Origin of the sequence: Agrococcus sp. ARC_14, assembly GCF_022436485.1 — a bacterium.
Classification (GTDB): domain Bacteria; phylum Actinomycetota; class Actinomycetes; order Actinomycetales; family Microbacteriaceae; genus Agrococcus.
In genome coordinates this window covers 833491-858443 of sequence record NZ_JAKUDO010000001.1, presented here as the reverse complement: position 1 = coordinate 858443, position 24953 = coordinate 833491, and the positions used below count along the sequence as shown (strand labels likewise).

Below are 24953 nucleotides of genomic sequence, written 5' to 3'. Positions count from 1 at the left end.
AGCGCGCTCCGCACGCGCGCTCCTCGATCTACGGGTCAGCCGATCAGCCCTTCCGCGACCTCAGCGCCAGCAGCGCTCCCGCGGCGACGAGCAGGCCGCCGAAGAGCAGCACCAGCATCGACGGCTCGACCGCCGTGCGAGGCAGCTCCCCACCGGACTGGTCGTCGCCCGGCGCGGCCGTCTCAGCCGGCTCGGTCGCTGCAGGCTCCGTCTCGGCGGGATCCGTCGGGGCGGGCTCGGTCTCCACCGGATCGGTCGGCGCGGGCGTCTCGTCGACGAGCGGCGTCGTCGTGAGCGCCCAGTTGACGTCGGCGAACTCGGCCGGATCGATCGTGCCGCGGTCGGTGGCGTAGTCGATGAGCAGCTGGCGCAGCTCGAGCAGGCCGTTGTAGACCACGGGCGCGTCGACGACGTGCGGGTAGCCGGAGCCGCCCGACTGCCGGTAGTTGTTGATGCCCATCACGAACACGTCGTCGTCGGCGATGACGGTGCCGTCCTGGTGCTCGAACTGCACGAGGCGCTCCCCCACCGGCTGCGAGATGTCGAACGTGTAGTCGATGCCATCGACGACGTCGTAGCTGTAGTCGGGGAACGGACGGCCGTCGGCCTCGTCGTAGGCACCTGCGACGTCGGCAGTGATCTCGGCACCGACCTCCTGCTCGACGAAGTAGCGCGCCGACCACTCGAGGTAGTCGCGCAGCTCCGCACCGCTCAGCTCGACGGCCATCAGCGTGTTCTCGTAGATGTAGAGCGCAGCCATGTCGCGCACCGTCATGGATCCCGCCTCGACCACGACGTCGCGGTTGAACGGCGAGGCCTGCGAGATCACCGTGGAGCCCTCATAGTCCGTGCCGACGAGCGCGTCGCGCACCGTCTCGGTCTGCACCTCGTTGACGAAGTCGATCAGCGCGGTGTCCTCGTAGCGGCTCGTGGCGCCCGACATCGTCTCGGTGAGCGTTGCGATCTCGGTGTTCACGTACTCGACGGTCGCATCGTGCTGCGCCTGCACCGCCGCGACGACGCCCGCGTGCTCAGCCACGTCACCCGACGTGTACAGCTGCTCGCCGGTGGGAGCGGCATCCGCCCAGTTGACCTCGAAGCCGTCGCCGGCCGGCACGAGCTGCAGGTCGACGCGCGAGACGCTGCCGCCCCAGTAGACCGGCTGCGTGACGAGGGCCTGGCCGCCGTCAGCCTGCTCGACGATCGTCTGCGGGTTGTCCTGGTGCGAGTGGCCCGCGACGACCACGTCGACGCCCTGCACACCGGCGACGGTGGTCGCGAGGTTCTCCTGCAGGGCCGCAGGGTCGTAGGTCTGCGACTCGGGGTCGAAGCCAGTGTGCGCCAGCACCACGACGAGGTCAGCACCTGCGGCCTCGAGCTCCGGCACGTAGCGCTCGACGGTCTCGACCTGGTCCTCGAACTCGACGACTCCCTCGACGATCGCGCGATCCCAGACCCGCACGCCAGGGGTGACGACACCGATGACGCCGACCTGCACGGTCTGGCCGTCGATCGTGCGCTCGACCATCGTGGTGGGCGGCAGCGTCGGCTCGCCCGTGCTCGCGTCGACCGCGTTCGCGCCCAGCAGCGGAGCATCGAGCTGCGCGTCGTAGGTGTCGAGCAGGTCGAGGCCGTAGTTGTACTCGTGGTTGCCGACCACCTGCGCGTCGTAGTCGAGCTCGTTGAAGGCGGCGGCCATCGGATGCGTGTCACCGGTCTCGGTGACGGGCTCGAGCATGCCGGTCAGGTAGGTCAGCGGCGTGCCCTGGATGGCATCGCCGTTGTCGAACAGCAGCACCGACTCGTCGCCCCGCTCTGCGCGCACCTGCTCGATCAGCGTGCCGGCGCGCGCCAGGCCGAGCTCTTCTCCCGCCGGGTACGGCGCGTTCGTGAAGTAGTCCCAGTTGACCGCGTGGCCGTGGTTGTCGGTCGTGGACAGCAGCGTCAGGTCGATCGGGTCGCCGGGCGCCGCCACGGCGGCAGTCGCGGGAGCGATCGCCAGGGCTGCTGCTGCGGCGGCTGCGGTGATCGCCAGGCGGGTGCGGTTGGGCATGGGTGCCTCTCTCGATGGTGCGGGGACCGGCGCGCTGGGAGCACCGCGTCTGAGCCAATCGGAACTTTGCGCACTGGTCAAGCGAGAGCAGGTGAACATCTGGTGAAACGACGAATGCCCCGCCGAAGCGGGGCATTCGAGCGAGACGGATCTCAGCCGATGGTGGTGACGTCCACCGGGATGCCGGGGCCGAAGGTGGTCGAGACCGTGGCCTTCAGCACGTAGCGGCCCTTGGACGAGGACGGCTTGAGGCGCACGATCTCGTCAAGCGCGGCCGTGACGTTGTCACCGAGCTGCTCGGCCGAGAACGAGGCCTTGCCGACGATGAAGTGCACGTTCGAGTGCTTGTCGACGCGGAACTCGATGCGGCCGCCCTTGATGTCGGTCACGGCCTGCGCGACGTTCGGGGTGACGGTGCCGGTCTTCGGGTTCGGCATCAGGCCGCGCGGGCCGAGCACCTTGCCGAGACGGCCGACCTTGCCCATGAGCTCAGGGCTCGCGACGGCTGCGTCGAAGTTCGTCCAGCCGCCTGCCACCTTCTCGATGAGCTCGTCGGAGCCCACCTCGTCGGCGCCTGCGGCGATGGCTGCCTCAGCAGCGGGGCCCTGCGCGAAGACGATGACGCGAGCGGTCTTGCCGGTGCCGTGAGGAAGAGAAACGGTACCGCGGACCATCTGGTCTGCCTTGCGCGGGTCGACGCCGAGCTTGAGCGCGACCTCGACGGTCGAGTCGGTCTTCGCCGAACCCGTCTCGCGAGCGAGCGCGACCGCGTCGACGGCCGTGTAGGACTTGTCAGCGTCGATCTTCGCCGCTGCGGCCTTGTAGGCCTTGGACTTCTGTGCCATGTGTGTCTCCTTGTTCAGAGTGCGCGGTGCGCGCCTGGCCGGCGCTTCCACTGGTGAGCCGTGCGGCTCGGGTCTGCGCGAACGCAGCGTCGAGGTCAGCCCTCGACGGTGATGCCCATGGAACGGGCAGTGCCGGCGACGATCTTCGCAGCGCCTGCGAGGTCGTTGGCGTTGAGGTCGGGCATCTTCTGCTGCGCGATCTCCTCGACCTGCGCCTGCGTCAGCTTGCCGACCTTCGTCGTGTGAGGAACGCCGGAGCCCTTCTTGACGCCAGCTGCCTTCTTGATGAGCTCAGCAGCAGGCGGGGTCTTGAGCACGAAGTCGAACGAGCGGTCCTCGTAGACAGTGATCTCGACCGGGACGACGTTGCCGCGCTGGTTCTCGGTGGCAGCGTTGTACGCCTTGCAGAACTCCATGATGTTGACGCCGTGCTGACCGAGCGCCGGACCGACCGGCGGAGCGGGGTTGGCGGCGCCGGCCTGGATCTGCAGCTTGATCAGACCCGTGACCTTCTTCTTGGGTGCCATGTCTCTTCCTTCTTGGTGTATCGCGGTCGCGGGCTCACGTGTGGAGCCCTGGACCGCATCCAGCCCACGTGGGGGCTAGAGCTTGCTGACCTGGCCAAAGCCGAGCTCCACAGGAGTCTCGCGCTCGAACAGGCTGACGAGCACGGTGAGCTTGCGGCTCGCCGGCTGGATCTCGGAGATCGTGCCGGGGAAGCCCGCGAACGAGCCCTCGGTGATCGTGATGGTCTCGCCGACCTCGAAGTCGACCTCCACCGTGAGCTGCGCGGGCTTGTGGTCTGGCATCGCCTTCTGCTGCTCGGCGAGCTGCTCGTCGGCGATGGGCTTCAGCATCGTGAAGGCCTCGTCGAAGCGCAGCGGCGCGGGGTTGTGGGCGTTGCCGACGAAGCCGGTGACGCCGGGCGTGTGACGCACGATCGACCAGGTGTCCTCGTCGAGCTCCATGCGGACGAGCACGTAGCCGGGGACGCGCACGCGATTGACGCGCTTGGCCTGGCCGTTCTTCGTCTCCAGGACATCCTCGGTGGGGACCTGGATCTCGTAGATGCCGTCGACCTGCATGTTCTCGGCACGCGAGGCGATGTTGGCCTTGACCTTCTTCTCGTAGCCCGCGTACGAGTGGATGACGAACCAGCGGCCCGGCTTCATGCGCAGCTCGCGCTTGAAGTCCTCGTAGGGATCTTCCGTCGGCTCTGCCGGCTGCTCGTCGGCAGGGACGAGGTCGTCGAGCGCCTTGTTCAGCTCGATGTCGAGGTCATTGACGTCAGACACAGTCCACCTTCTCCTTCACGTCTTGGATCGGGCTCAGCCGACGAGGCCGAAGAGCGGCAGGTCGCCGAACATCCAGCCGACGAAGGAGCCGAACAGGAGGTCGAGACCCGACACGAGGAGCATCATGAACACGACGAACACGAGCACGACGAGCGTGTAGCGGATCAACTCCTTGCGCGTCGGTGTGACGACCTTGCGGAGCTCGACCAGCACTTCCTTGAGGAAGGCGACCAGACGCGCGAACGGGTTGCGAGAGGCTCCCTCGCGTGAGCGGGGTGCCTCCTCGATCGCGTTCTCAGCCACGGTGACCCTTCGTCATATCGGCCCGGCGAGTGCCGGAGCCCGTCAGGCTCCCATGCAGGAGCCTCGAGCAGGGCGGACAGGACTCGAACCTGCAACCTGCGGTTTTGGAGACCGCTGCTCTACCAATTGAGCCACCGCCCTGGGCTGGTGGTGCCCCATACGATCGTGAGCCCGAGGGCACGCGACAGCATGGCAGTCGTCAACCACCAAGGAGACAGCATACTTCGACTCGCACGCCCCTGTCCACTTCACCACCGGGCCGCACGGCGCGTCGATCGCGACCGTTGCATCATGACCAGCACCGCTGACCTGTAGGACGGGCGTGGCGACGAGCTGCAGTCGCTCGAGACGCAGCTGCTCGTGATCGACGGCGGCGTCGCAGTCCGCGCAGGTGCAGGGCTCTGGGCGGAAGAGGACGGGGTGCTCGTCGAGCGCTGATCACACCCTGCGCGGCGCATCCGGGCCGCCGTAGGCTTGGTGCCGTGAACCGCATCTCCGCGCGCATCGCCGCGATCAACGAATCCGCCACCCTCAAGGTCGATGGGAAGGCCAAGGCTCTCAAGGCTGCCGGGCGCGACGTCATCTCGTACGCCGCGGGCGAGCCGAACTTCGCCACTCCAGCGAACATCGTTGAGGCCGCGCAGCGCGCGCTCACCGACCCGAAGAACTACCGATACACGCCTGCGGCGGGGCTGCCGGAGCTGCGCGAGGCGGTCGCCGCGAAGACGCTGCGCGACTCGGGCCTCGCGGTCGAGCCGAGCCAGGTGCTCGTCACCAATGGCGGCAAGCAGTCGGTCTACCAGGCGTTCCAGACGATCCTCGACCCGGGCGACGAGGTGCTCGTGCCGACGCCCTACTGGACCACCTACCCGGAGGCGATCGCGCTCACCGGTGCGAGGCAGGTCGACGTCTTCGCCGGCGCCGACCAGGGCTACCTCGTCACGGTCGACCAGCTCGAGGCCGCCCGGACCGCGCGCACCAAGGTGCTGCTGATGGTGAGCCCCTCGAACCCGACGGGCGCCGTCTACCCGGCCGAGCACGTCCGTGAGATCGCGGAGTGGGCCGAGGCGAACGGCCTGTGGGTGATCGCCGATGAGATCTATCAGAACCTCGTCTACGACGGCGAGCGCGCCACCTCGATCGTCGAGGCATTGCCGGCGATCGCCGACCGCACCATCCTCGTGAACGGTGTCGCGAAGACCTACGCGATGACGGGCTGGCGCGTGGGCTGGATGGTCGGGCCGGCCGATGTCATCAAGGCCGCGAGCAACCTGCAGTCGCATCTGACGAGCAACGTGAACAATGTGGCGCAACTGGGCGCCGTCGAGGCGCTCAACGGGCCGCAGGATGCCGTCGGCGAGATGCTCACGGCTTTCGACCGCCGCCGCCAGACGATCATCGGCGAGCTCTCGAAGATCCCCGGCTTCTCGGTGCCGACGCCGAAGGGCGCCTTCTACGTCTATGCGGATGTGTCGGGGCTGCTGGGCAAGGAGTGGGGCGGGGTGACGCCCACGTCGAGCCTCGAGCTCGCCGACCTCATGCTGGAGCAGGCCGAGGTCGCGGCGGTGCCCGGCGAGGCCTTCGGCCCATCCGGCTACCTGCGCTTCTCGTACGCGCTCGCCGACGACGCGCTGCTCGAGGGCGTGCAGCGGCTGCAGCGGCTCTTCGCGGCCTGAGCCTCCCCACCGATCGGTGGATGCGGGCGGGTCCGGGGCGGGCCAGCCTGGGGGCATGAGCACAGCACCGGCGGTCGTCGTCGACGGCCTCAGCAAGCGCTACGGCGATCGCACCGTCGTCGACGACGTCTCGTTCGAGATCGAGCGCGGCGAGACCTTCGCGCTGCTCGGCCCGAACGGTGCCGGCAAGTCGACGACCGTCGAGATGCTCGAGGGCTTCCGCACCCCCACCGGCGGCAGCGCCCGCGTCCTCGGCATCGATCCCCGCAAGGGCGACCGCGCCTGGCGCAGCCGCATCGGCGTCGTGCTGCAGTCCACCGGGCAGGCAGGCATGCTCACCGTGCGCGAGATCCTCACGCACTTCGCCCGCATCTTCCCCAACGCTCGCGACGTCGACGAGACGATCGCAGCAGTCGGCCTCACCGAGCACGCGAAGCGGCGCGTCGGCAAGCTCTCCGGCGGCCAGCAGCGCCGCGTCGACGTCGCGCTCGGCATCATCGGCCGCCCCGAGGTGCTCTTCCTGGACGAGCCCACCACCGGCTTCGACCCGCAGGCGCGCCGGCAGTTCTGGCAGCTCATCCGCGACGTCGCGGACGACGGCACGACCATCCTGCTCACCACGCACTACCTCGACGAGGCCGAGCAGCTCGCCGACCGCGCGGGCATCATCGCGGGCGGTCGGCTGCTGGCGCTCGACCGCGTCGGGGCGATCGGCGGCGCCGAGGCGCGCACGCCGATCGTGCGGTGGTCGGATGCCTCGGGTCGCCACGAGGTGCGCACGCTCGAGCCCGCGTCTGTGGTGCGGGAGCTGACCGGCGAGCCCGAGGACCTCGAGATCGTGCGCCCCTCCCTCGAGGACGTCTACCTCGAGCTGATCGGCGCGGCGGAGGCCGAGCCGCCTGACGGCGGGCGCGACGAGCAGCCCCGACGCAGCACCGAGACCGAGGAGGTCGCAGCATGACCGCCCACGCCACCCCTCCCGCGGTCGCGCGCCAGGGCATCCGCTCGGGTCACACCGTGCGCTGCGCCATCGACCGCATCCGCGTCGAGCTGCTGCAGTACGTGCGGCGCAGCGACGCGATGGTCTTCACGTTCCTGTTCCCGGTGCTGCTGTTCGTGATCTTCGCGAGCGCCTTCAGCGCCCTCGACCCGCTGCTCGAGATCGACGGACAGACGGTCACGCAGCCGCACCTCTACCTGCCCGCGATGCTCGCCGCCGGCGTCTTCCTCTCTGGCGTGCAGAACCTCGGCATCGAGATCGCGGTGGAGCGCAACGACGGCACGCTGCAGCGGCTCGCTGCCACGCCGCTGCCGGTGCTCGCCTACTTCATCGGCAAGCTCGGGCAGCTGATCATCACCTCGCTCGTGCAGGCGGCGCTGCTGCTGCTCGTCGCACGCTTCGCCTTCGGCATCGAGCTGCCGAGCGAGCCCGCGCGCTGGCTGACGCTCGCGTGGGTGTTCTTCGCCGCGCTCGTCTGCTTCGCAGTGCTGGGCGTCGTGATCGCGCAGCTGCCGCGCTCCGTGAACTCCGCCTCCGCCGTCGTCATCCCGGTGGCGCTCGCGCTGCAGTTCATCTCGGGCATCTTCCTGCCGTTCACGATCCTGCCCGAATGGCTGCAGTCGATCGCGAACGTCTTCCCGCTCGCCTGGGTCGGGCACGGCTTCCGCGCCGCGCTGCTGCCCGACATCGCGCGCCACCTCGAGGTCGGCGAGGCCTGGAACCTGCCGATGGTCGCGATCGTGCTGGGCATCTGGGCGGTCGTGGGTAGCGTGGTGGCAGCGGTGACGTTCCGCTGGATCAAGCGCGGTTGACCGACGCGGGAGGGGCGACGATGACGGATGCGCCGCTCCGGCCCCCGCCCACCGACGACCCCCGCATCTGGGACGCGATCGTCACCGTCGGCACGGTCGTGCTGCTGGTCATCGCGTGCTTCGCGGGCGATCCGATGGGGATCGCGCTCGGCGTCACCGGCGTGCTGCTCATCTCCGGCGCCTACCTCGCCTTCGGCCGGCGAGTGCTGCGCACGGAGCAGCCGAGCGTCGCCTTCCAGCTCGTGGCGATCACCGGGGCGGCCATCGCGGCCTACGGCTTCGGTCCGCTGGGCGCGGCGCAGGGGCTCGCGGCACCGCTCATCTGGCTCGCATCGGTCACGAGCTTCCGCCGCGCGGTGATCGCGAACCTCGGCCTGTTCGCCGCAGTGCTCGCCGCCTTCGTCGCGGATGGCGGGTCGGTCTGGCTGCTCGTCACGGTGCAGGTGCTGGGGTTCGGATTCAGCATGCTCATCGGCATCTGGATCTCGGGCCTCGCCCGCGCCAACACGGAGCGCGAGCGCCTCATCGTCGCGCTCGAGCAGGCGCAGGCGTCGATCGCGCGGCTGAGCGGCGAGCACGCGACGGCCGCAGAGCGCGCCCGCATCGCCCGCGACCTGCACGACACGATCGCGCAGGACCTCGCGGGCATCGCCATGCTCGCGCAGCGGGGCAAGCCCGACCTCGACAGCCTGCGAGCGATCGAGCAGCTCGCGCAGGGCGCGCTCGCCGAGGTGCGCGGCCTGGTCGCCGCGCACGGCGGCGTGGGACTCGATGCCGGCCTGCCGGTCGCGCTCGAGCGCCTCGGCGCCCGCTTCCAGGCCGAGACGGGCATCGCGGTCACGGTGTCGGCGGCGCCGGTCGAGCTGCCCGTCGACGTCGAGGTGGCGCTGCTGCGCACCGCGCAGGAGGCGCTCGCCAACGTGCGCAAGCACGCGGCGGCCACCGGCGCGACGGTGACGATGACGACGGATGCGTCGGGCGTCGTCCTGCGCGTCGCCGACGACGGGCGCGGCTTCGACCGGGCATCGCTCACCCGCGGCCTCGGCCTCCAGGGGCTCGACGAGCGGATGGCCCTCGCGGGCGGCAGCCTGCAGATCGACTCCTCCCCGGCGGGCACGACGGTGACGGCGCGGCTCGCCGAGGCGGGCGCGGCATGATCCGGGTCGTGGTGGCCGACGACCACCCCGTGGTCCGGGGCGGACTCGTGGCGCTGCTGGCCGAGGCGAGCGACATCGAGGTCGTCGGTCAGGCGGCAGACGGCGAGGCACTCGTGCTCCTCGCGCTTGAAGAGCGGCCGGATGTCGTGCTCACGGACCTGCGCATGCCTGGTGTCGGCGGCGCCGAGGCGACGCGACGCATCCTCGCAGCGCTCGAGGGCACGCACGTGCTCATCCTCACGACCTACGACACCGACGCCGACATCCTCGCCGCGACTGAGGCCGGCGCGACCGGCTACCTCCTGAAGGCGGCACCGCCGCTCGAGATCTTCGCGGCCATCCGCGCGGCGGCGCGGGGCGAGCGCGCGATGGCGCCGAGCGTCGCGCGGGCGCTGGCCGGGCGGCAGCGGACCCCGGCGATCGCGCTGTCAGCGCGGGAGCGGGAGGTGCTCGCGCTGATGAGGCAGGGCTCGACCAACGCGGCGATCGGCAGGGCGCTGTTCATCGGCGAGGCCACCGTGAAGTCGCACGTGCAGGCGATCTTCGCGAAGCTGGGAGTGCGCGATCGGACGAGCGCGGTGGCGGTGGCGCTGGAGCGGGGGCTGGTGTGAGGCCTTCGAGCGGCAATCGGCCGTCCGTGACCCGAGACGGGCCACGGCGCTGGCGTCGCGCGCAGGCCCGAAAGGGCCTGCGCATGAGCTCCAGCGCGCGACCTTGAGTCCTCCGGCGTCAACGCGCTGCGCGCATTGCCCCCTCCGGACTCACACGTGCTGGGCGTAGGTGCGGTAGCGCTCGAGCAGCATGGGCCAGTCGGCGTGCTTGCGGCGCCCCTCCGCGTTCGACTCGTTCCAGCCGGAGTGCGAGAAGCGCACGCGCGTGCCGCCGTGCGGCAGATCGTCGAACTCGAGCGTCACGATCGTGGCGTCGCCGCCGTGGGAGAGCCGGAACGTGTGGGAGAAGCGCTCGCCCGGCACGGCATCCACCACCTCGCCCCACACGTGCTCGTCGCCATCCCGGTGATGCTCGAGGATGCGGCCGCCAGGATGCGGCTCGACCTCGATGCGGTCGAGGCCGGTGCCGAAGCTGGTCCAGCCGGGGTGCCACCACTCGCTCATGCCGTGCACGTAGGCGTCCCAGGCGCGGGCACGGCTCACGGCGATGTCGAGCTCGTGCTCGATCGGCGCAGTCTCGTCGGTGCCAGCCTGTGCGGTGTCGTGCTCATCCATGGTGTCCCCCAAGAGACGACTCTCCCATGCGCGCCGCTGGCGATCAACCGCCGGCGGACGCGGTTCCGCCGACGAAGCGCTCCTCGCCGTCGAGCTCCTGGAAGATCGTCAGCTGCAGCTCGGCGGGAGCGTCGAGCCGCGAGTTGAGCGAGCGCCACGGCGTCTCGATCGGCGCCGCCACGAGCGTGGCGCCGGCCGCCTCGAGCCGCTGTGTGACGCCCGCAGCGTCGTCGACCTCGAAGGCGATGCGGATGCGCGGGCTCGGCTGGCCGCCCGCCTCCACCCGGTCGATCATGCGCTTCTGCGCGGGGTTCGCGAGCTCGAGGGTGGCGCGCCCTGCCTCGAGGATCGCGACGCGCGCATCGCCCTCGCCCTCGAAGGCGGCGACCTCCGGGAGCCCGAGCGCGTCGCGGTAGAACGCGAGCGCCGCGTCGATGTCGTCGACCTCGACGACGAGCCTGAGCTGCTTCGGTGCATCTGCCATGGTCTCGGCAACGCGGGCGCGGCACCGGCGATTCCCGGCGCACAACGCAAGCCCACCGACGCAGGTGGTGGGCGGATGCGGCGACTCCGGCCCCGCGGTCACGGATCGGCGCCTCAGGGCTTGCGTTGTGCGCAGTGGCTGCCGCGTATCGGGCAGCGGGCGCGGGCCAGCGAGGCTAGAGCGGCAGGCCGACCAGCACGGGCTCCGGCACCAGGTGCACGCCGAACTGGTTCTCGACGCGCGCCTGCACGAAGCGGGCGAGCTCGGCGACCTGCTCGCCCGTCGCGCCGCCGCGGTTCGTGATCGCGAGCGTGTGCTTGGACGAGATCGCCGCGCGCGAGCCTGGCAGGGCGAAGCCGCGCTCGATGCCGGCCTGCTCGATGAGCCACGCAGCAGAGAGCTTCACCTGCGGCACCGGCCGGTCGAGCGAGGGCACGGCGTCGATCGCGGGAGTGTCGGCGTCGAGCGGCAGCACGGTCGCCGAGAGCTGCGGCGACACCGACCAGCGCGGCGCCTCCTGCGGCAGCTGCTTGGCGAAGCGGGCGGAGACCATCGGGTTCGTGAAGAACGATCCGGCGCTCACCGAGTCGGGGTCGGCCGAGAGCACCATGCCCTTCGAGCGCCGCAGCTCGAGCACCGTGGCGCGCACGTCCTCGAGCGGCACGCGGGTGCCGAGATCCACCCCGAGCGCGGTCGCGAGCTGCTGGTAGGCCACCGGCTGGCTGCGCCCATCCGTCGAGCGCCGCAGCCGCAGGTCGACCGAGAGCACCACCCCGGAGAGCAGGCCGCGCTTGATCGCCGAGTCGCGATACCCCAGCCGCAGCTCCGAGGCGGGCACCTGCCGCACCTCGAGCGTGTCCTGCTCGAGCAGCTCGACGCCCAGCAGCGTGGCGGCGACCTCCTGGCCATAGGCGCCGATGTTCTGGATCGGCGCCGCCCCGACGGAGCCCGGGATGCCGCTGAGCGCCTCGAGTCCCGCCAGGCCGTCGGCGACGGTCTGGGCGACCAGCGCATCCCACCCCTCGCCGGCCTCGACGCGCAGCACCACCGAGTCGTCGCTGGGCGGCTCCTCGCCGGCGGGGCGGTGGGGTCGCGCAGCGATGGGCAGGGCGCGGATGCCGCGGGTCGCGATGTGCAGGACGGTGCCGTCGAATGGCGCGCTCGCCGCGACCGTGTTGGAGCCGCCGCCCAGCAGCAGGAGCGGCGTGAAGTCGTCGGCGATCGCCTCGGCATAGGCGGCGGCGATCTGCTCGCGCGTGGTCGCCTCGACCCAGGTCGCGACCTCGCCACCGACGCGCATGGTGGTCGCCTCGGCAAGCGTTCGCGGGCCCAGCTGCTCGGCGCTCACCGGCTGCGCTGCACCCACCGACTGCTCCGCGCTCACCGGTCGGTCGCGACGATGACCTGCGCCTTGCCCAGCACGGTGCGCTCGTCGACGGAGACGGTGAGGTCGATGCGCGCAGTGCCTTCGCCGAGCAGACCGACCTTCGCGACGACGTGCAGCGCAGCGCCGGCCTCGGGGTCGACCACGACGGGGCGTGTGAAGCGCACCTGGTAGTCGAGGATTCGCGAGGGCCCTGCCCAGTCGACGACCGGCTGCACGGCGGCGCCCATCGTGAGCATGCCGTGCGCGAGCACGCCCGGCAGTCCGACGGAGGCGGCGATGTCGTCGCGATAGTGGATGGGGTTGAAGTCGCCGGACGCGCCGGCGTACCGCACGAGCGAATCGCGCGTGAAGGTGAGGTCGCGCTCTGCGACGACCTGCCCGACCTCGAGGCTGCTCAGCTGTGCGCTCATCAGACGTCTCCTCGCACCACGAGCGTCGACGTGGCCGTGACGACGTGGCCGCCCGACGCATCCGTGATGACGCTCTCGCTCGTGACCATGGCGTTGCCGCCGAGCGACTTGACGCTCGTGACCGTCAGCTGCGCGGTGAGCTCGTCGCCCGCCACGATGGGGCGGGTGGCCGTGAACCGCTGGTCGCCGTGCACGACCCGCGTGAAGTCGACGCCGGCGCTCTCGTCGCCGAGCAGCTGCTGCAGCGTGAGCTCCTGGACGACGATCGGGAAGGTGGGCGGCGCGACGAGGTCGGCGTGGCCGGCGGCGCGCGCAGCTTCGACGTCGTGGTGCTCTGCGTGCGTCGCCTGTACCGCGCGGGCGAACTCGCGCACCTTCTCGCGGCCGACGAGGTAGGGGGCCGTGGGCGGGTACTGCCTGCCCTGCAGCTCGGGATTCACTGGCACCCGCTCAGCCTAGCGAGGGACGCGGCCGAGCCCGGGAACGACAAGAGGCCCGGTCTGGGACCGGGCCTCTCCTGACGGTAGCGAGGGCGGGGTTCGAACCCGCGACCTCACGATTATGAGTCGTGCGCTCTCACCAACTGAGCTACCCCGCCAGAACGCTCGCCCAAGCACGAAGCATCAAGCGAACGCGAGCCCCGAGCGAGGATCGAACTCGCGACCCCTTCCTTACCATGGAAGTGCTCTACCGCTGAGCTATCGGGGCGATGCCCTGCAGGCAACCGAAATATCGTACCACCGCGCGGGGCCCTGCTCGCGACCCCTCATCCGCCGAGCGGATCGGCACCGGCGATGGCCGCGGCGCACCGCTCCAGCGCCTCGATCGTGTGGCGCACGACGGCGCGCTCGGCGACGTCGCGGCGGGCGAGCGCGCTCACGGTGCGGCCGGTCGGCACTCCGGCGAGCGGCAGCAGGGCGATGCCGCCGCCGGGCCGCGTGCTGAGGCGCGGCAGCATGCCGATGCCGTGACCCGCAGCGACGAGCGCCTCGACGAGCCGGTTGTCGCGCACGCGCTGCATGATCACGAACGGCTCCCCCGCTGCCGCCTCGACGGCGATCCGCAGGTCGTCGAAGGGGAAGCCCTCCGGCACGCCGATCCAGCGGAGCCCTGCGATGTCCGCCGGGCGCACCGCGGAGGCAGCGGCGAGCGGATGCGCAGCAGGCACAGCGATGTCGATCGGCTCTCGCAGCAGGTCGACGACGCGCAGGCCGCGCCAGCCGGGTGGCGGCGACGGGGTCATCCGGTGGCCGATCACGAGGTCATGGTCGCGGGCGAGTGACGCGTAGTCGGCCTCTGGCACGTCGTGGTCGTGCACGCGCAGCTCCACGGCTCCGTCGAGCTCGGCGATGAGCGCGGGAAGCAGCACGACACCCGCGCTCGGGAGGACCGCGATGTCGATCCTGCCGCTGACGCCGTCGCGGAAGGCCCCCAGCCGCGCTTCGACCTGCGCCACGACCGCAGCCACCTCGATGGCACCGGCCGCCAGCATCCGCCCCGCCTCCGTGAGTCGCACACCGCGACCGACGGGCTCCGTCAGCGCGAGACCCACTGATCGCTCGAGCAGGCGGATGCGCTGTGACACCGCGGAGGGCGTCACGTGGCTCGCACGCGCCACGGCGGCGAGGCTGCCGCGCTCGTCCAGCTCGCGCAGCAGCGCGAGGTCGCGGAGCTCCATGCAGCAACGCTACACAGTGCCTCCACGATTGATCGCTTGTGCTGCACGATGCCGCGGTGCTCGTCTCGTGGCATGACGACTCGTGAGCGACTGCTGGGCGTGCTGGTGGCCGTCCTGTGGGGCCTGAACTTCCTGGCCATCCATCTCTCGCTCGAGCAGTTTCCGCCGTTCTTCCTGGTCGCGCTGCGCTTCGCGCTCATCGCGGTGCCGACGATGCTGCTGGTGCCACGGCCCGACGTGCCGCTGCGCTGGCTGATCGGCTATGGGCTCGGGTTCGGCACGCTGCAGTTCCTCTTCCTCTACTGGGCGATGGCGACCGGCATGCCGACCGGGCTCGCGTCGCTCGTGCTCCAGGCATCGGCTCCGTTCACGGTGGTGCTCGGCTCGACGCTCCTGCGCGAGCGGCTCGACCGCGGACAGGTGGCAGGCATCCTGCTCGCCGTCGCGGGCCTCACCGTGATCGGCGTGCAGCAGCTCGGCACCGCCGCGCTCGGCCCCTTCCTGCTCACGCTGCTCGGCGCGCTCGGCTGGGCGCTCGGCAACCTCTCGAGCCGCCTTGCCAAGCCCTCGAAGCCGCTGCACCTGGCACTGTGGATGTCGGTGGTGCCGGTGCTCCCGATGCTCGTGGTCTCGCTCTGGGTCGAGGGGCCCGCGCGCATCGCGCAGTCGTTCGTCGGCCTCGCGACGCCGACGGGCCTGCTGGCCATCGGCGGGCTCGCCTACACGATCCTGCTCGGCACCGTCGTCGGCAGCGGCATCTGGACCTGGCTGCTCAGCCGGCATCCGGCAGCGCGGGTGGCGCCCTTCTCGATGCTCGTGCCGGTCGTCGGCCTGCTGGCGGCATGGGTCGTGCTCGGCGAGACGCTCGACGGTGTCGAGATCGCGGGCGCCGTGACCGTGGTGCTGGGCGTGCTGCTCGGCTCCGGCGCGCTGCCGGCGATGCGGGGCCGCGCGGCTGCGGAGGTCGAGCCGCACACCGCGCACGCACCGTGAGCACCCGCCATGTCGCGCCGAGATCGGGACGGTAGCGTGCAGGCAGCCCGGCGATCGCGGATCGTCGGTGCCGCCAACGCACTTCCGGGAGGTCACCGTGACAGACGTCGTGATCGCAGGAGCAAGCGGTTTCATGGGCCGGCACCTCACCGCCGCCATGCGACGCGACGGGCGCACCGTGCGCACCGTCGGTCGAGGGCCCTCGGCAGATGCGGCGTGGGGCGACACCGACGGCATCGCACGGCTGGTCGACGGTGCAGGGCTCGTCATCAACCTGGCAGGCAAGCCGGTGCACGCCCGCTACGGCGACGCCACTCGGGCAGAGATCCTGCGCTCGCGCGTGGAGACGACGCGCGAGCTGGGCACGGCGCTCGCGCGGGTGGCCACGCCACCGCCCGTGTGGCTGAACGCATCGACCGCGACGGCCTACGCGCACTCCACGGAGCGCGCCCACACGGAGTCGGATCCGACGAGCCAGCAGGGCTTCTCGGAGGACGTCGCGCGAGCGTGGGAGCGCGAGCTCGAGGCGGCCGACACCCCCGCGACCCGCAGGGTGGCGCTGCGCACCACGATCACGCTGGGGCACGACGGCGAGGCGACGCAGCTGCTGTTCCGGCTCGCGCGACTGGGACTGGGCGGCCCGCAGCTCGACGGGCCGTGGTTCAAGCACGAGCGCTACCGCGGGCTCGCTGCCGATCGCGGCACGGCAGAGGCTGCGGCGCCCAGCACCGGGCGGGCGACGCACGGCCGGCAGCGCTTCTCCTGGATCCACATCGATGACGCGGTCGGCGCGGTGCGGCACATCGAGGCAACGCCCGAGCTCGTCGGGCCGGTCAACCTCGCCGCCCCGCAGGCGGTGACGAATCGGCAGCTGATGGCGCTGCTGCGGCAGACGGTGGGCATGCCGTTCGGACTGCCGGCGCCGCGCTTCGTGCTGGAGCCTGCGATGTGGGCGCTGCGCACCGAGAGCGAGCTGGTGCTCAAGAGCCGCTGGGTGTCGCCCGGGAAGCTCTTGCAGACCGGCTTCGCCTTCCAGCATCCGCGGCTCGACTGGGCGCTGCGGGCGATCTGGGCGCGGCTTCGGGCGCCCGTCGAGTAGCGCCCGCGGGCACGTATCGAGGCGGCGTAGCGCCAGGATCTCGATACGGCGGCTCTGCCGCCTGCTCGATCACCGTGGAGCTCACCCCTCGAGCGTGTCCTTGCTCCATGCGGCCGTGAGCGTCGGGGCGACCGCCTCGCCGTGCGCGAGCGCGGCATCCTGCGAGGCGTTCTCATCAAGCAGCGTTCGCTGCTCGAGCTCCTCGTCGCGGTCGGCGCGCGGCGCCTCGATGCCGGGCAGCGACCACGCGGCGAAGGCCGGCCCTGAGCCGGTCAGCCGCAGCCCGGTCTCGCCGAAGACCTCGACGCCGCCATCGCCGAAGAGCCGCTGCGGCTCACCGATGCGCCACAGGTCGCCCTCCTCGATCACCACGTCGTAGAAGCCGCGGGCCGCCACGCACAGCACGCTCGACGCCTTGGCCTCGCGCACCCAGACGAGCACCTCCTCGCCCACGTGGAGCCAGCGCATCCCACCGCCCCGGAGCGCGGGCTGCTCCGCACGCAGCGCGAGCAGCTCGCGGTGCAGCGCGATGGAGTCGGCGTGCTCGTCGAGGGTGTCCCACGGCATGGGCGTGCGGGAGTCCTCGCCGTTCACGCCCGTGAGGCCGAGCTCGTCGCCCGACCACACCACCGGGATGCCCGGCAGCGACACGGCCATGCCGAGCGCGACCGGCACCGCGCCCGGCAGCGCGTTGGTGAGGAAGCGCGGGGTGTCGTGCGTGTCGAGCGCGTTCATGTTGTGCAGCCGCGTGCGCCACGGGATGCCGGCGATGAAGCGCTGGTGCTGCGCGTGCAGCTCGACACCCGAGTAGGAGGGAATGACCGAGCGCGCCATGCCGAGGCCGCCGAAGGCCGCAGAGCCCGGCACGGACAGCCAGCCCCACACCGGCCGCGTGAAGTTCGCGTAGGTCATCGCGCCGTGCCACGCGTCGCCCTGGAAGTCATCCGTCGCGTCGTTCGTCGACTCCCCCAGCAGCAGCGTGTCGGGGTTGATGTCGATCATCGTCCTGCGGATGATCTGGCGCACCTCGGCGTTCAGGTCGTCGGTCTCGTAGCGGCCGGTCATGTTGGCCACGTCGATGCGCCAGCCGTCGAACGAGAAGGGCGGGCGAAGCCACCGGCCGACCACCGAGTCCGGGCCCTCGATGAAGCGATCGCGCAGCTCCTGCGAGTTCCAGTTGAGCTTCGGCAACGAGCCGTGCCCGAGCCACGAGGCGTAGGTGCCGCCGTCGTGGAAGTAGTAGAACGCGCGCTCCGGCGCTGCCTCGGACGCCTGCGCCGCCTGGAACCAGGCGTGGGTGTCGCCGGTGTGGTTGCTGGTCAGATCCCCCATCACCTTCAAGCCGCGCGCATGCGCCGCCTCGACGAGGGAGATGAGCGCCTCGTCGCCGCCGAGCAGCGGATCGACGACGTCGAAGGTGGATGCGTTGTACCGGTGGTTCGACGCCCCCGGGAAGACGGGGGTCAGGTAGAGCACCGTGGCCCCCAGGTCGACGAGGTGATCCAGATGTGCCTCGACGCCCGGCAGGTCACCGCCGTAGAGCTGGGACGAGACGCCGTCGCCCGAGCCGATCACGGGCTCGTCCCACGCGCTCGCATGAGCCCACGCCGGCGTCGGGTGCAGATCGGCCTGCTCCGACCGCGCGAACCTGTCCGGGAACACCTGGTAGAGCACCGCATCCGTCGCCCACGCCGGCGGCGCCGGATGCGCCACGAGCGCGAAGTCGGCGTCATCGCGGGTCTCGATCGGGTGCACGCCCTCCTGGTTGATCCAATCGGTGTGGCCGGAGGCGTAGTGCACGAGCCAGCGGTAGCGATGCACGGGGTTCGCCACCCGGATCTCGGCCTCCCACCAGTGGTAGGCGCCGGCCGTGCCGATGTGCAGCGCCTTGTTGAAGAACGGCTCGCGATCGGGGTTCGAGCGCACGAGCACCTCGAGCGGGGCATCGTGGGCGACGGGGATGCGCAGGCGCACCTTGACAGTCTCACCCAGCGCAGGCGACAGGGTGGAGACGTGGAGGGCAGAACCGTCGTGGTGAGGCTGGAGCACGCGACAACGCTAAGTCACGACGCCGAGCTTCCCGAAACGGTGCGGATCTCGGGCGATCCGCACGCGCTCGGGAAGCTCGGCGTCAGGGGGTGCTCTCGGGGCGCGCCAGGGCGCCGCCGCGGCGTCAGTGCTCGGTGGCCTTCTCCGAGCCGGCGCCGGTGAAGGAGCGCACCTCCATCTCGGCCTGCTTCGCGTCATGGTCGGCCTCGGGCTTCGACACGTAGGTGCCGATGATGCCCAGGATGAACGCGAGCGGGATCGAGACGATCCCGGGGTTCGCGAGCGGGAAGATCGACCAGTCGGCATCCGGGAACATCGACTTCGGGCCGCCAGAGACGGCCGGCGAGAAGATGATGAGCACGACGCACGAGATGAGCCCGCCATACATCGACCACAGCGCGCCGCCGGAGTTGAACCGCCGCCAGAACAGCGAGTAGAGGATGGTCGGCAGGTTGGCGCTGGCGGCCACGGCGAACGCGAGCGCCACCAGGAAGGCGACGTTCTGGTTCTGCGCGACGATGCCGCCGAGGATGGCGATGACGCCGATCACGACCACCGTGTAGCGCGCCACCTTCACCTCTGCGCCTGGCTTCGTGTCGCCCTTCTTGATGATGGAGCCGTAGATGTCGTGCGCGAACGAGGTCGCCGCCGTGATCGCGAGCCCGGCGACGACCGCCAGGATGGTCGCGAAGGCGACCGCCGAGATGATCGCCATCAGGATCGGCCCGCCGAGCGCGAGCGCGAGCAGCGGTGCGGCAGCGTTCTCGCCGCCGGGGGCGTTGGCGAGCACCTCCGGGCCGACCAGCGCACCTGCGCCGAAGCCCAGCACGAGCGTGAACAGGTAGAAGATGCCGATCAGCCAGATCGCCCAGACCACGCTGCGACGGGCCTCCTTCGCCGATGGCACCGTGTAGAAGCGCATCAGCACATGCGGCAGGCCTGCGGTGCCGAGCACGAGCGCGAGCCCGAGCGAGATGAAGTCGATCGGGTTCGTGTAGCGCAGCCCGGGAGCCAGGATCGCCTCGCCCTCCGGCGAGGCCTCCACGGCCAGCCGCAGCAGCTCGTTGAAGTCGAAGCGCACGACGATCAGCACCATCAGGGTCATGATGGCCGCGCCCGCGATGAGGAGCACAGCCTTGATGATCTGCACCCAGGTGGTGCCCTTCATGCCGCCGAAGATGACGTACACGATCATCAGCACACCGACGACGGCGATGGTGATCGATGTCGCGGCCGGGTCGTCGAAGCCCATGAGCAGCGCGACGAGGCCGCCTGCCCCGGCCATCTGCGCGACCAGGTAGAAGAAGCACACCGCGAGCGTCGCGAGCGCCGCAGCCATGCGCACGGGGCGCTGCTTGAGACGGAAGCTCAGCACGTCGGCCATGGTGAAGCGGCCCGTGTTGCGCAGCAGCTCGGCGACCAGCAGCAGGGCGACGAGCCAGGCGACCAGGAAGCCGATCGAGTAGAGGAACCCGTCGTAGCCGGCCACCGCGATCGCCCCGCAGATGCCGAGGAAGCTCGCTGCCGAGAGGTAGTCGCCCGCGATGGCGATGCCGTTCTGCCTGCCGGAGAAGGATCGGCCGGCGGCATAGAACTCGTTCTCGGTGGCCTTCCTGCGCGAGACGCGGAAGACGATCACGAGCGTGAGCGCGACGAAGGCCGCGAACACGATCATGTTGATGACTGGATTGATCTCCTGAGGCATCAGAGCGCACCCCCCGTCGCGCGCTCCATCTGGGCGGCGAGCGGATCTGCGGCGGGGTCGTAGACGCGATTGGCCCAGCGGCTGTAGAGCATCGTGAGTGCGAAGGTCGAGACGAACTGGCCGAGGCCGAACAGCAGCCCGACGGTGAAGTAGCTCTGCCCCAGCCGGGTCGCGAAGAAGTCGGGCGCGAAGCTCGCGATGAGCACGTAGGCGAGATACCAGGCGAGGAAGACGATCGTCATCGGGAGGATGAAGGTCATGAACGTTCGTCGGAGCCGCTGGAACTCCGGCGAGCGCTGCATCGCGATGCTGTGCTCGGCGACTGAGGTGGAATCCGGCATGTGGTGCACTCCCATTCCCAGACGCTCATGTCGCGCCTGCTTCAACGTTGAAGTGTCGCGATCCTATCCGCATCCTCAGCGCGGACTCAGGATTTCCTCAGTGCGACATCCGCCGGAGTCAGAGGTCGCGCATCGACTCGCTCGGCTCCTGCCCCTTGAATCGCACGAGGCTCACGATCGCCGCCGCGAGCCCGCCCCACAGGACGACCATGGCGACGACCATCATCGCAATCGCTCCGCCCGTCATCGGACCACCTCCTCATCGTGCTCCGGCGCCTCGAGGGGCGTCGTCGCCTTCCACTTCGGGATCGACAGCAGCACCCCGGCGGCGAGCGCCGCGCCCGCCACACCCCAGCCGAAGATGCCGAGCATCCACGTCGGGTAGCCCTCGTAGGGCGTCGAGATCGCGGTGATCATCTCGAGCACCAGCATGAGCAGCAGCAGCACCGGCGTGATCACCATGATGAGCACGACCCACCAGCGGCCCAGCCTGATCGATCCGAAGCGACTCATGTGCTCGGCGAACGCGGGCACGCGACGGACGCCCCAGCCGACGGCGAGCATCGCGACGAATGCGGCCAGCAGGATGCCGAAGCGGTTGATGAAGTAGTCGGCGATGTCGAGCACCAGGATGCCGCTGGTGGTGGAGAACAACAGGATGCTCATCGTCGCGAGCGGCACGGTCACGATCAGCGTCGCCCGCAAGCGCCCGAGCTCGAGCTTGTCGCGCACAGCCGAGATCACCACCTCGAGGATGCTCACGAGCGACGTGAAGCCGGCGAGCACGAGCGAGGTGAAGAACAGCACGCCCAGCAGGGCGCCGAAGGGCGCTTGCGAGATGATCGCAGGGAAGGCGACGAACGCGAGCCCGATGCCGCCTGCGACGACGTCGGCGACCGCTGCGCCAGAGGCCTGCGCGAGGAAGCCGAGTGCGCTGAAGACGCCGATGCCCGCGAGCAGCTCGAAGCCGGAGTTGGCGAAGCCGACCACGAAGGCCGAGCCCGTCATGTCGATCTTCCTGCCGACATAGGAGGCGTAGGTGATCATGATGCCGAAGCCCACCGAGAGCGAGAAGAAGATCTGCCCGAAGGCGCTCGCCCAGACGGCCGGGTCGGCGAGTGCCGCCCAGTTGGGCGCGAACAGCGTCTGCAGGCCGTCGATCGCTCCCGGGAGCGTGAGCGCCTGCACGACGAGCACACCGAAGGCGACGAGCAGCACCGGGATGAAGATGACCGCGGTCGCGCCGATGCCGCGCTGCACCCCGAGGGCCATCACCACGATCGTGACGAGCCAGATGATGACCATGGGGATGAGCACGGCGGGCACGAAGTCGAGCGTGATGGTGTTGTCGGCGGCGCGCAGGAACTCGCCGAAGAAGAACGCCTCGGGGTCGTCGCCCCATGCCTGTGTGAACGAGAAGCCGATGTACTGCGACGACCACGCGAGGATCGCCGCGTAGTAGACGGCGATCACGACGCAGATCGAGACCTGCCACCATCCGATGAACTCGAGCTTGCGCGACAGCCGCGCGAACGAGAGCGGCGCGGAGCCGCGCTGCGAATGCCCGACCGCATAGTCGAGCAGCAGCAGCGGGATGCCGGCGACGAGCAGCGCGATGAGGTAGGGCAGGATGAACGCGCCGCCGCCGCCCTCATAGGCGACGTAGGGGAAGCGCCAGATGTTGCCGAGCCCGACCGCCGAGCCGATCGCGGCCATGATGAACACGGTCTTGTTCGAGAACCGACCGCGGTCGATGGGTGCCTTGGAGACGGTCATGGCGGGCCTTCCTCCGGTCGCGCCGGTGCAATCGAGGACGGCCCCACCCTGCCACAGCCAGCGTGCTGCTGGAGAGGCGCTACTTGACGGCGCCGGCCGTCAGCCCGCTGACGATGTACTTCTGCAGATAGAGGAACAGGGCCATGACGGGGATGGCTGCGAGCACGGCCCCAGCCGCGAAGACCGGGTAGTTCGTGTTCGTCTCCTCGGAGACGTAGCGGAACAGGCCGACCGCGAGCGTCAGCTTGTCTGGACTGCTGAGGATGACCGACGCGAGCAGGAAGTCGTTGGTCGTGCCGATGAACGACAGCAGCCCGATGACGGCGAGGATGGGCGCCACCAGCGGCAGGATGATGGTGAAGAAGATGCGGGCGTGCCCCGCGCCGTCGATCTTCGCCGCCTCGTCGATCGAGGCGGGCACCGTGTTGAAGAAGCCGTACATCAGGTAGGTGTTCACGCCCAGGGCGCCGCCGAGGTAGATCATGATCAGGCCGATGAGGGTGTCGAGGCCGACAGCGGGGAAGACCTCGCTGATGCCCCGCATGAGCGCGTAGATCGCCACGACGGCCAGCAGCTGCGGGAACATCTGCACCAGGATCAGGCCGAAGAGACCCTGCCTGCGACCGGTGAACCGCATCCGCGAGAACGCGTAGGCGGCGAGCGCGCCGAGCAGCACGGTGCCGAGCGAGGTCACGATGCCGACGATCAGCGTGTTGCCGAACCAGGCGCCGTAGGGGCGGCGCGAGTCGCTCAGCAGCTGCACGTAGTTGTCGATCGAGAAGGCGCGGAACAGCTGGTTGGAGCCGGTGAGCGTGCCGCCGGGGTTCAGCGATGCGCTCAGCACGTAGACGAGCGGGAAGATCGCGAAGATCACGATCGCGATGCCGACGAGGTGCCGCCAGCCGAGCACGCGCAGCCACTTGCCGAAGCGCATCCGGGGCTGCCGGGCGACAGCCGGCTTGCCCGGCTTGCCGACGGACTCCGGGTGGATCGCCATGGGATCGATCTCCGTGCTCATCAGTTGAGCTCCTCTAGCGCCTTGGTCCGCGAGAACGCGACCGCCGAGACAGTCGCGACGATCAGGAAGATCAGGATCGACAGCGCCGAGGCGAGGCCGTAGTCACGGGTGCCCGCCTCGAACGCGGTCTTGTAGACGAGCGTGATGAGCAGGTCGGTGTGGCCGACGTTCTCATCGACCCCTGCGATCCTGGGCCCGCCTCGCGTCAGCAGGTAGATCGTGTTGAAGTTGTTGAAGTTGAAGGCGAACGAGGAGATCAGCAGCGGCGCCGTCGACACGAGCAGCAGCGGGAACTTGATGCTGCCGAACACCTGCCACGGGCTGGCGCCATCGACCGTCGCCGCCTCCGTGAGCTCCTCGGGGATCGACTGCAGGGCGCCCATGCAGATGAGGAACATGTAGGGGAAGCCGAGCCAGACGTTGACGATCAGCACCGACACCTTCGCCAGCCAGGGGTCGGTGAGCCATGGGATGTTCGCCGAGCCGAACAGCGCCTCGTTCACGAAGCCGAACTCGGTGTTCAGCAGGCCGAGCCAGACGAGCGCCGACAGGAACGACGGGAACGCGTACGGCAGGATCGACAGCGTTCGGTAGACCTTGCGCGATCGCATCCTCGGATCGTTCAGGGTGAGCGCGAGGAACAGGCCGAGCACGAACGCGAGACCGACCGAGAGGATCGCGAACGCGAAGGTCCAGAGCGTGACCCCCAGCAGCGCCTCGCCGTACTTCGGGTTCTGGAACGGGTAGAGGAAGTTCTCGAAGCCGACGAGGATCTGCCAGCCGGTGCCGAGCACCTCGCCGTCCTCCGTCTCGAACTGCCCGTTGCCGAGATCGCGGTAGACGGTGCCCGCCTCCGTGTCGGTCATGGTGTCCGCGGCCTCGTCGTAGACGAAGTTCGACTGGAACACGAATGCCTGGATCGCGTTCGAGGTGCGCAGGAACCCGGCAGAGAGATCGTCCTCGAGCGGCACCTGCAGCGCGGTGATCTCCTGCTGCCGCTGCAGCACATCCTGCATCGACAGGCTCGTCCAGCCCTCGAGGGCCGTCGCGCGCGGGCCGTCCTGCGTGACCGCCCCCGGGTCGACCGGTGCGAGTGCATCCTCGGCGGTGCCGACGAGCACCTCGCCCTCTGGCGAGGTGGCGAGCAGACCGAGACCGCCAGCACCCTCGACGACCTGCACCTGGTAGACGGGCGAGCCCTCGATGCGCTGGGTGTTCTGCGACACCAGCGCCGAGATCGCGTCGTCCTTGGTGGAGTTGTGGCCGTCGCCGTAGTTGGTGAAGGCGATGTAGCAGGAGTAGAGGACGACGAAGATCTGGAACACGGCCAGGAAGATCAGGCCGGGTGTGAGGTACTTCGCGGGCAGCAGCCCTGGCGAGAGGTAGATGACGTTGACCAGCAGCGTCACCGCTCCCAGGATCACCAGCACCAGCCAGCTCTCCTGGAAGAACAGGATGGTCATCGCGAACACGGCGATCGCGTCGACGATCGCGAGCAGGGCGATCTTCACCAGCATCGATCGCGCGCTGGGCGGCTGGTGCATGATGCCCCGCTTCGGGGCGATCCTGCGCTCTGGGGTCGACGTCGTCGTCACTCGGGCTCCTGGCGGGCGATGCGGGATTGCCTGCGTTGCAGGCGGGGTGTC

24 protein-coding genes, 3 tRNA genes and 1 pseudogene are annotated in these 24953 nt (G+C 70.0%); 7 read left to right on the top strand and 21 right to left on the bottom strand.

Annotated elements, in window-relative coordinates:
- Nucleotides 1-43: 43 nt before the first annotated feature.
- The 6 genes and pseudogenes from MKD51_RS04365 to MKD51_RS04340 form a co-directional block, all read right to left on the bottom strand.
- Nucleotides 44-2053 (bottom strand): 5'-nucleotidase C-terminal domain-containing protein, encoded by a 2010-nt coding sequence (locus MKD51_RS04365; RefSeq protein ID WP_240238561.1) that lies wholly within the window; start codon nucleotides 2051-2053, stop codon nucleotides 44-46.
- A gap of 152 nt (nucleotides 2054-2205) precedes the next feature.
- Nucleotides 2206-2898 carry a 50S ribosomal protein L1 gene (gene rplA, locus MKD51_RS04360; RefSeq protein ID WP_240238559.1) on the bottom strand — a complete coding sequence of 231 codons (693 nt, stop codon included), beginning with the start codon at nucleotides 2896-2898 and terminating at the stop codon, nucleotides 2206-2208.
- A 95-nt stretch (nucleotides 2899-2993) separates the two neighbouring features.
- Entirely contained in the window at nucleotides 2994-3425 is a 432-nt protein-coding gene (rplK, locus tag MKD51_RS04355) for a 50S ribosomal protein L11 (RefSeq protein ID WP_240238557.1), read from the bottom strand.
- 75 nt (nucleotides 3426-3500) lie between these two features.
- Nucleotides 3501-4154, bottom strand: a pseudogene (nusG, locus tag MKD51_RS04350) (transcription termination/antitermination protein NusG); the annotation flags it as partial.
- 72 nt (nucleotides 4155-4226) lie between these two features.
- A complete protein-coding gene (gene secE / locus MKD51_RS04345) occupies nucleotides 4227-4496 on the bottom strand; it encodes a preprotein translocase subunit SecE (protein WP_240238555.1) in 270 nt (89 codons plus the stop codon).
- Nucleotides 4497-4564: 68 nt separating this feature from the next.
- Nucleotides 4565-4637 (bottom strand) — tRNA-Trp (locus MKD51_RS04340).
- A 341-nt stretch (nucleotides 4638-4978) separates the two neighbouring features.
- Here MKD51_RS04340 and MKD51_RS04335 point away from each other — a divergent pair.
- The 5 genes from MKD51_RS04335 to MKD51_RS04315 are packed head-to-tail and all read left to right on the top strand — an operon-like array spanning nucleotide 4979 to nucleotide 9752.
- Complete coding sequence (locus MKD51_RS04335; RefSeq protein WP_240238554.1) at nucleotides 4979-6172, top strand: pyridoxal phosphate-dependent aminotransferase; 1194 nt, start codon at nucleotides 4979-4981, stop codon at nucleotides 6170-6172.
- Nucleotides 6173-6227: 55 nt separating this feature from the next.
- Nucleotides 6228-7133 (top strand): ABC transporter ATP-binding protein, encoded by a 906-nt coding sequence (locus tag MKD51_RS04330; protein WP_240238553.1) that lies wholly within the window; start codon nucleotides 6228-6230, stop codon nucleotides 7131-7133.
- Nucleotides 7130-7984 carry an ABC transporter permease gene (locus MKD51_RS04325; protein ID WP_240238551.1) on the top strand — a complete coding sequence of 285 codons (855 nt, stop codon included), beginning with the start codon at nucleotides 7130-7132 and terminating at the stop codon, nucleotides 7982-7984. Before MKD51_RS04330 ends, MKD51_RS04325 begins: the two co-directional genes overlap by 4 nt.
- Nucleotides 7981-9141, top strand: a complete 1161-nt coding sequence (locus tag MKD51_RS04320; protein WP_240238549.1) for a sensor histidine kinase — start codon at nucleotides 7981-7983, stop codon at nucleotides 9139-9141. The genes MKD51_RS04325 and MKD51_RS04320 overlap by 4 nt, the downstream gene beginning before the upstream one ends.
- Nucleotides 9138-9752: a response regulator transcription factor gene (locus MKD51_RS04315; RefSeq protein ID WP_240238547.1), complete on the top strand. Its 615-nt coding sequence runs from the start codon at nucleotides 9138-9140 to the stop codon at nucleotides 9750-9752. Before MKD51_RS04320 ends, MKD51_RS04315 begins: the two co-directional genes overlap by 4 nt.
- Before the next feature lie 150 nt (nucleotides 9753-9902).
- Here MKD51_RS04315 and MKD51_RS04310 read toward each other — a convergent pair whose 3' ends face one another.
- From MKD51_RS04310 to MKD51_RS04275, 8 genes are all read right to left on the bottom strand, one after another.
- On the bottom strand, nucleotides 9903-10367 hold the full coding sequence (locus MKD51_RS04310) for an SRPBCC domain-containing protein (RefSeq protein WP_240238545.1): 465 nt from the start codon (nucleotides 10365-10367) through the stop codon (nucleotides 9903-9905).
- A 43-nt stretch (nucleotides 10368-10410) separates the two neighbouring features.
- Nucleotides 10411-10851 carry a VOC family protein gene (locus MKD51_RS04305; RefSeq protein WP_240238544.1) on the bottom strand — a complete coding sequence of 147 codons (441 nt, stop codon included), beginning with the start codon at nucleotides 10849-10851 and terminating at the stop codon, nucleotides 10411-10413.
- 175 nt (nucleotides 10852-11026) lie between these two features.
- Nucleotides 11027-12217, bottom strand: a complete 1191-nt coding sequence (locus tag MKD51_RS04300) for a UDP-N-acetylmuramate dehydrogenase (protein WP_240238542.1) — start codon at nucleotides 12215-12217, stop codon at nucleotides 11027-11029.
- Between the two features lie 14 nt (nucleotides 12218-12231).
- Nucleotides 12232-12648, bottom strand: coding sequence for a MaoC/PaaZ C-terminal domain-containing protein (locus tag MKD51_RS04295; RefSeq protein ID WP_240238540.1), 417 nt, complete (start codon nucleotides 12646-12648; stop codon nucleotides 12232-12234).
- Nucleotides 12648-13094 carry a MaoC family dehydratase N-terminal domain-containing protein gene (locus MKD51_RS04290; protein ID WP_240238538.1) on the bottom strand — a complete coding sequence of 149 codons (447 nt, stop codon included), beginning with the start codon at nucleotides 13092-13094 and terminating at the stop codon, nucleotides 12648-12650. Before MKD51_RS04290 ends, MKD51_RS04295 begins: the two co-directional genes overlap by 1 nt.
- Before the next feature lie 78 nt (nucleotides 13095-13172).
- Nucleotides 13173-13246: transfer RNA gene (locus tag MKD51_RS04285), tRNA-Met, on the bottom strand.
- A 38-nt stretch (nucleotides 13247-13284) separates the two neighbouring features.
- Nucleotides 13285-13356: transfer RNA gene (locus tag MKD51_RS04280), tRNA-Thr, on the bottom strand.
- 58 nt (nucleotides 13357-13414) lie between these two features.
- Nucleotides 13415-14326: a LysR family transcriptional regulator gene (locus MKD51_RS04275; protein ID WP_240238536.1), complete on the bottom strand. Its 912-nt coding sequence runs from the start codon at nucleotides 14324-14326 to the stop codon at nucleotides 13415-13417.
- A gap of 72 nt (nucleotides 14327-14398) precedes the next feature.
- Between MKD51_RS04275 and MKD51_RS04270 the strand changes: the two genes are divergently transcribed.
- Nucleotides 14399-15319: an EamA family transporter gene (locus tag MKD51_RS04270; RefSeq protein ID WP_240238534.1), complete on the top strand. Its 921-nt coding sequence runs from the start codon at nucleotides 14399-14401 to the stop codon at nucleotides 15317-15319.
- A 97-nt stretch (nucleotides 15320-15416) separates the two neighbouring features.
- Entirely contained in the window at nucleotides 15417-16418 is a 1002-nt protein-coding gene (locus tag MKD51_RS04265) for a DUF1731 domain-containing protein (RefSeq protein ID WP_240238527.1), read from the top strand.
- Nucleotides 16419-16499: 81 nt separating this feature from the next.
- Here the strand turns inward: MKD51_RS04265 and MKD51_RS04260 are convergent, their stop codons facing one another.
- From MKD51_RS04260 to MKD51_RS04230, 7 genes are all read right to left on the bottom strand, one after another.
- Entirely contained in the window at nucleotides 16500-18467 is a 1968-nt protein-coding gene (locus MKD51_RS04260; protein ID WP_240238525.1) for an alpha-amylase family glycosyl hydrolase, read from the bottom strand.
- Nucleotides 18468-18591: 124 nt separating this feature from the next.
- On the bottom strand, nucleotides 18592-20172 hold the full coding sequence (locus MKD51_RS04255; protein WP_240238523.1) for a cation acetate symporter: 1581 nt from the start codon (nucleotides 20170-20172) through the stop codon (nucleotides 18592-18594).
- Nucleotides 20172-20513, bottom strand: coding sequence for a DUF485 domain-containing protein (locus tag MKD51_RS04250; RefSeq protein WP_240238521.1), 342 nt, complete (start codon nucleotides 20511-20513; stop codon nucleotides 20172-20174). Before MKD51_RS04250 ends, MKD51_RS04255 begins: the two co-directional genes overlap by 1 nt.
- Nucleotides 20514-20631: 118 nt before the next feature.
- Nucleotides 20632-20760, bottom strand: coding sequence for a methionine/alanine import family NSS transporter small subunit (locus MKD51_RS04245; RefSeq protein WP_240238519.1), 129 nt, complete (start codon nucleotides 20758-20760; stop codon nucleotides 20632-20634).
- On the bottom strand, nucleotides 20757-22289 hold the full coding sequence (locus MKD51_RS04240) for a sodium-dependent transporter (RefSeq protein ID WP_240238517.1): 1533 nt from the start codon (nucleotides 22287-22289) through the stop codon (nucleotides 20757-20759). Before MKD51_RS04240 ends, MKD51_RS04245 begins: the two co-directional genes overlap by 4 nt.
- Nucleotides 22290-22368: 79 nt before the next feature.
- Complete coding sequence (locus MKD51_RS04235; protein ID WP_240240820.1) at nucleotides 22369-23223, bottom strand: sugar ABC transporter permease; 855 nt, start codon at nucleotides 23221-23223, stop codon at nucleotides 22369-22371.
- An 83-nt stretch (nucleotides 23224-23306) separates the two neighbouring features.
- Entirely contained in the window at nucleotides 23307-24902 is a 1596-nt protein-coding gene (locus tag MKD51_RS04230) for an ABC transporter permease subunit (RefSeq protein ID WP_240238515.1), read from the bottom strand.
- Between the last annotated feature and the right edge of the window lie 51 nt (nucleotides 24903-24953).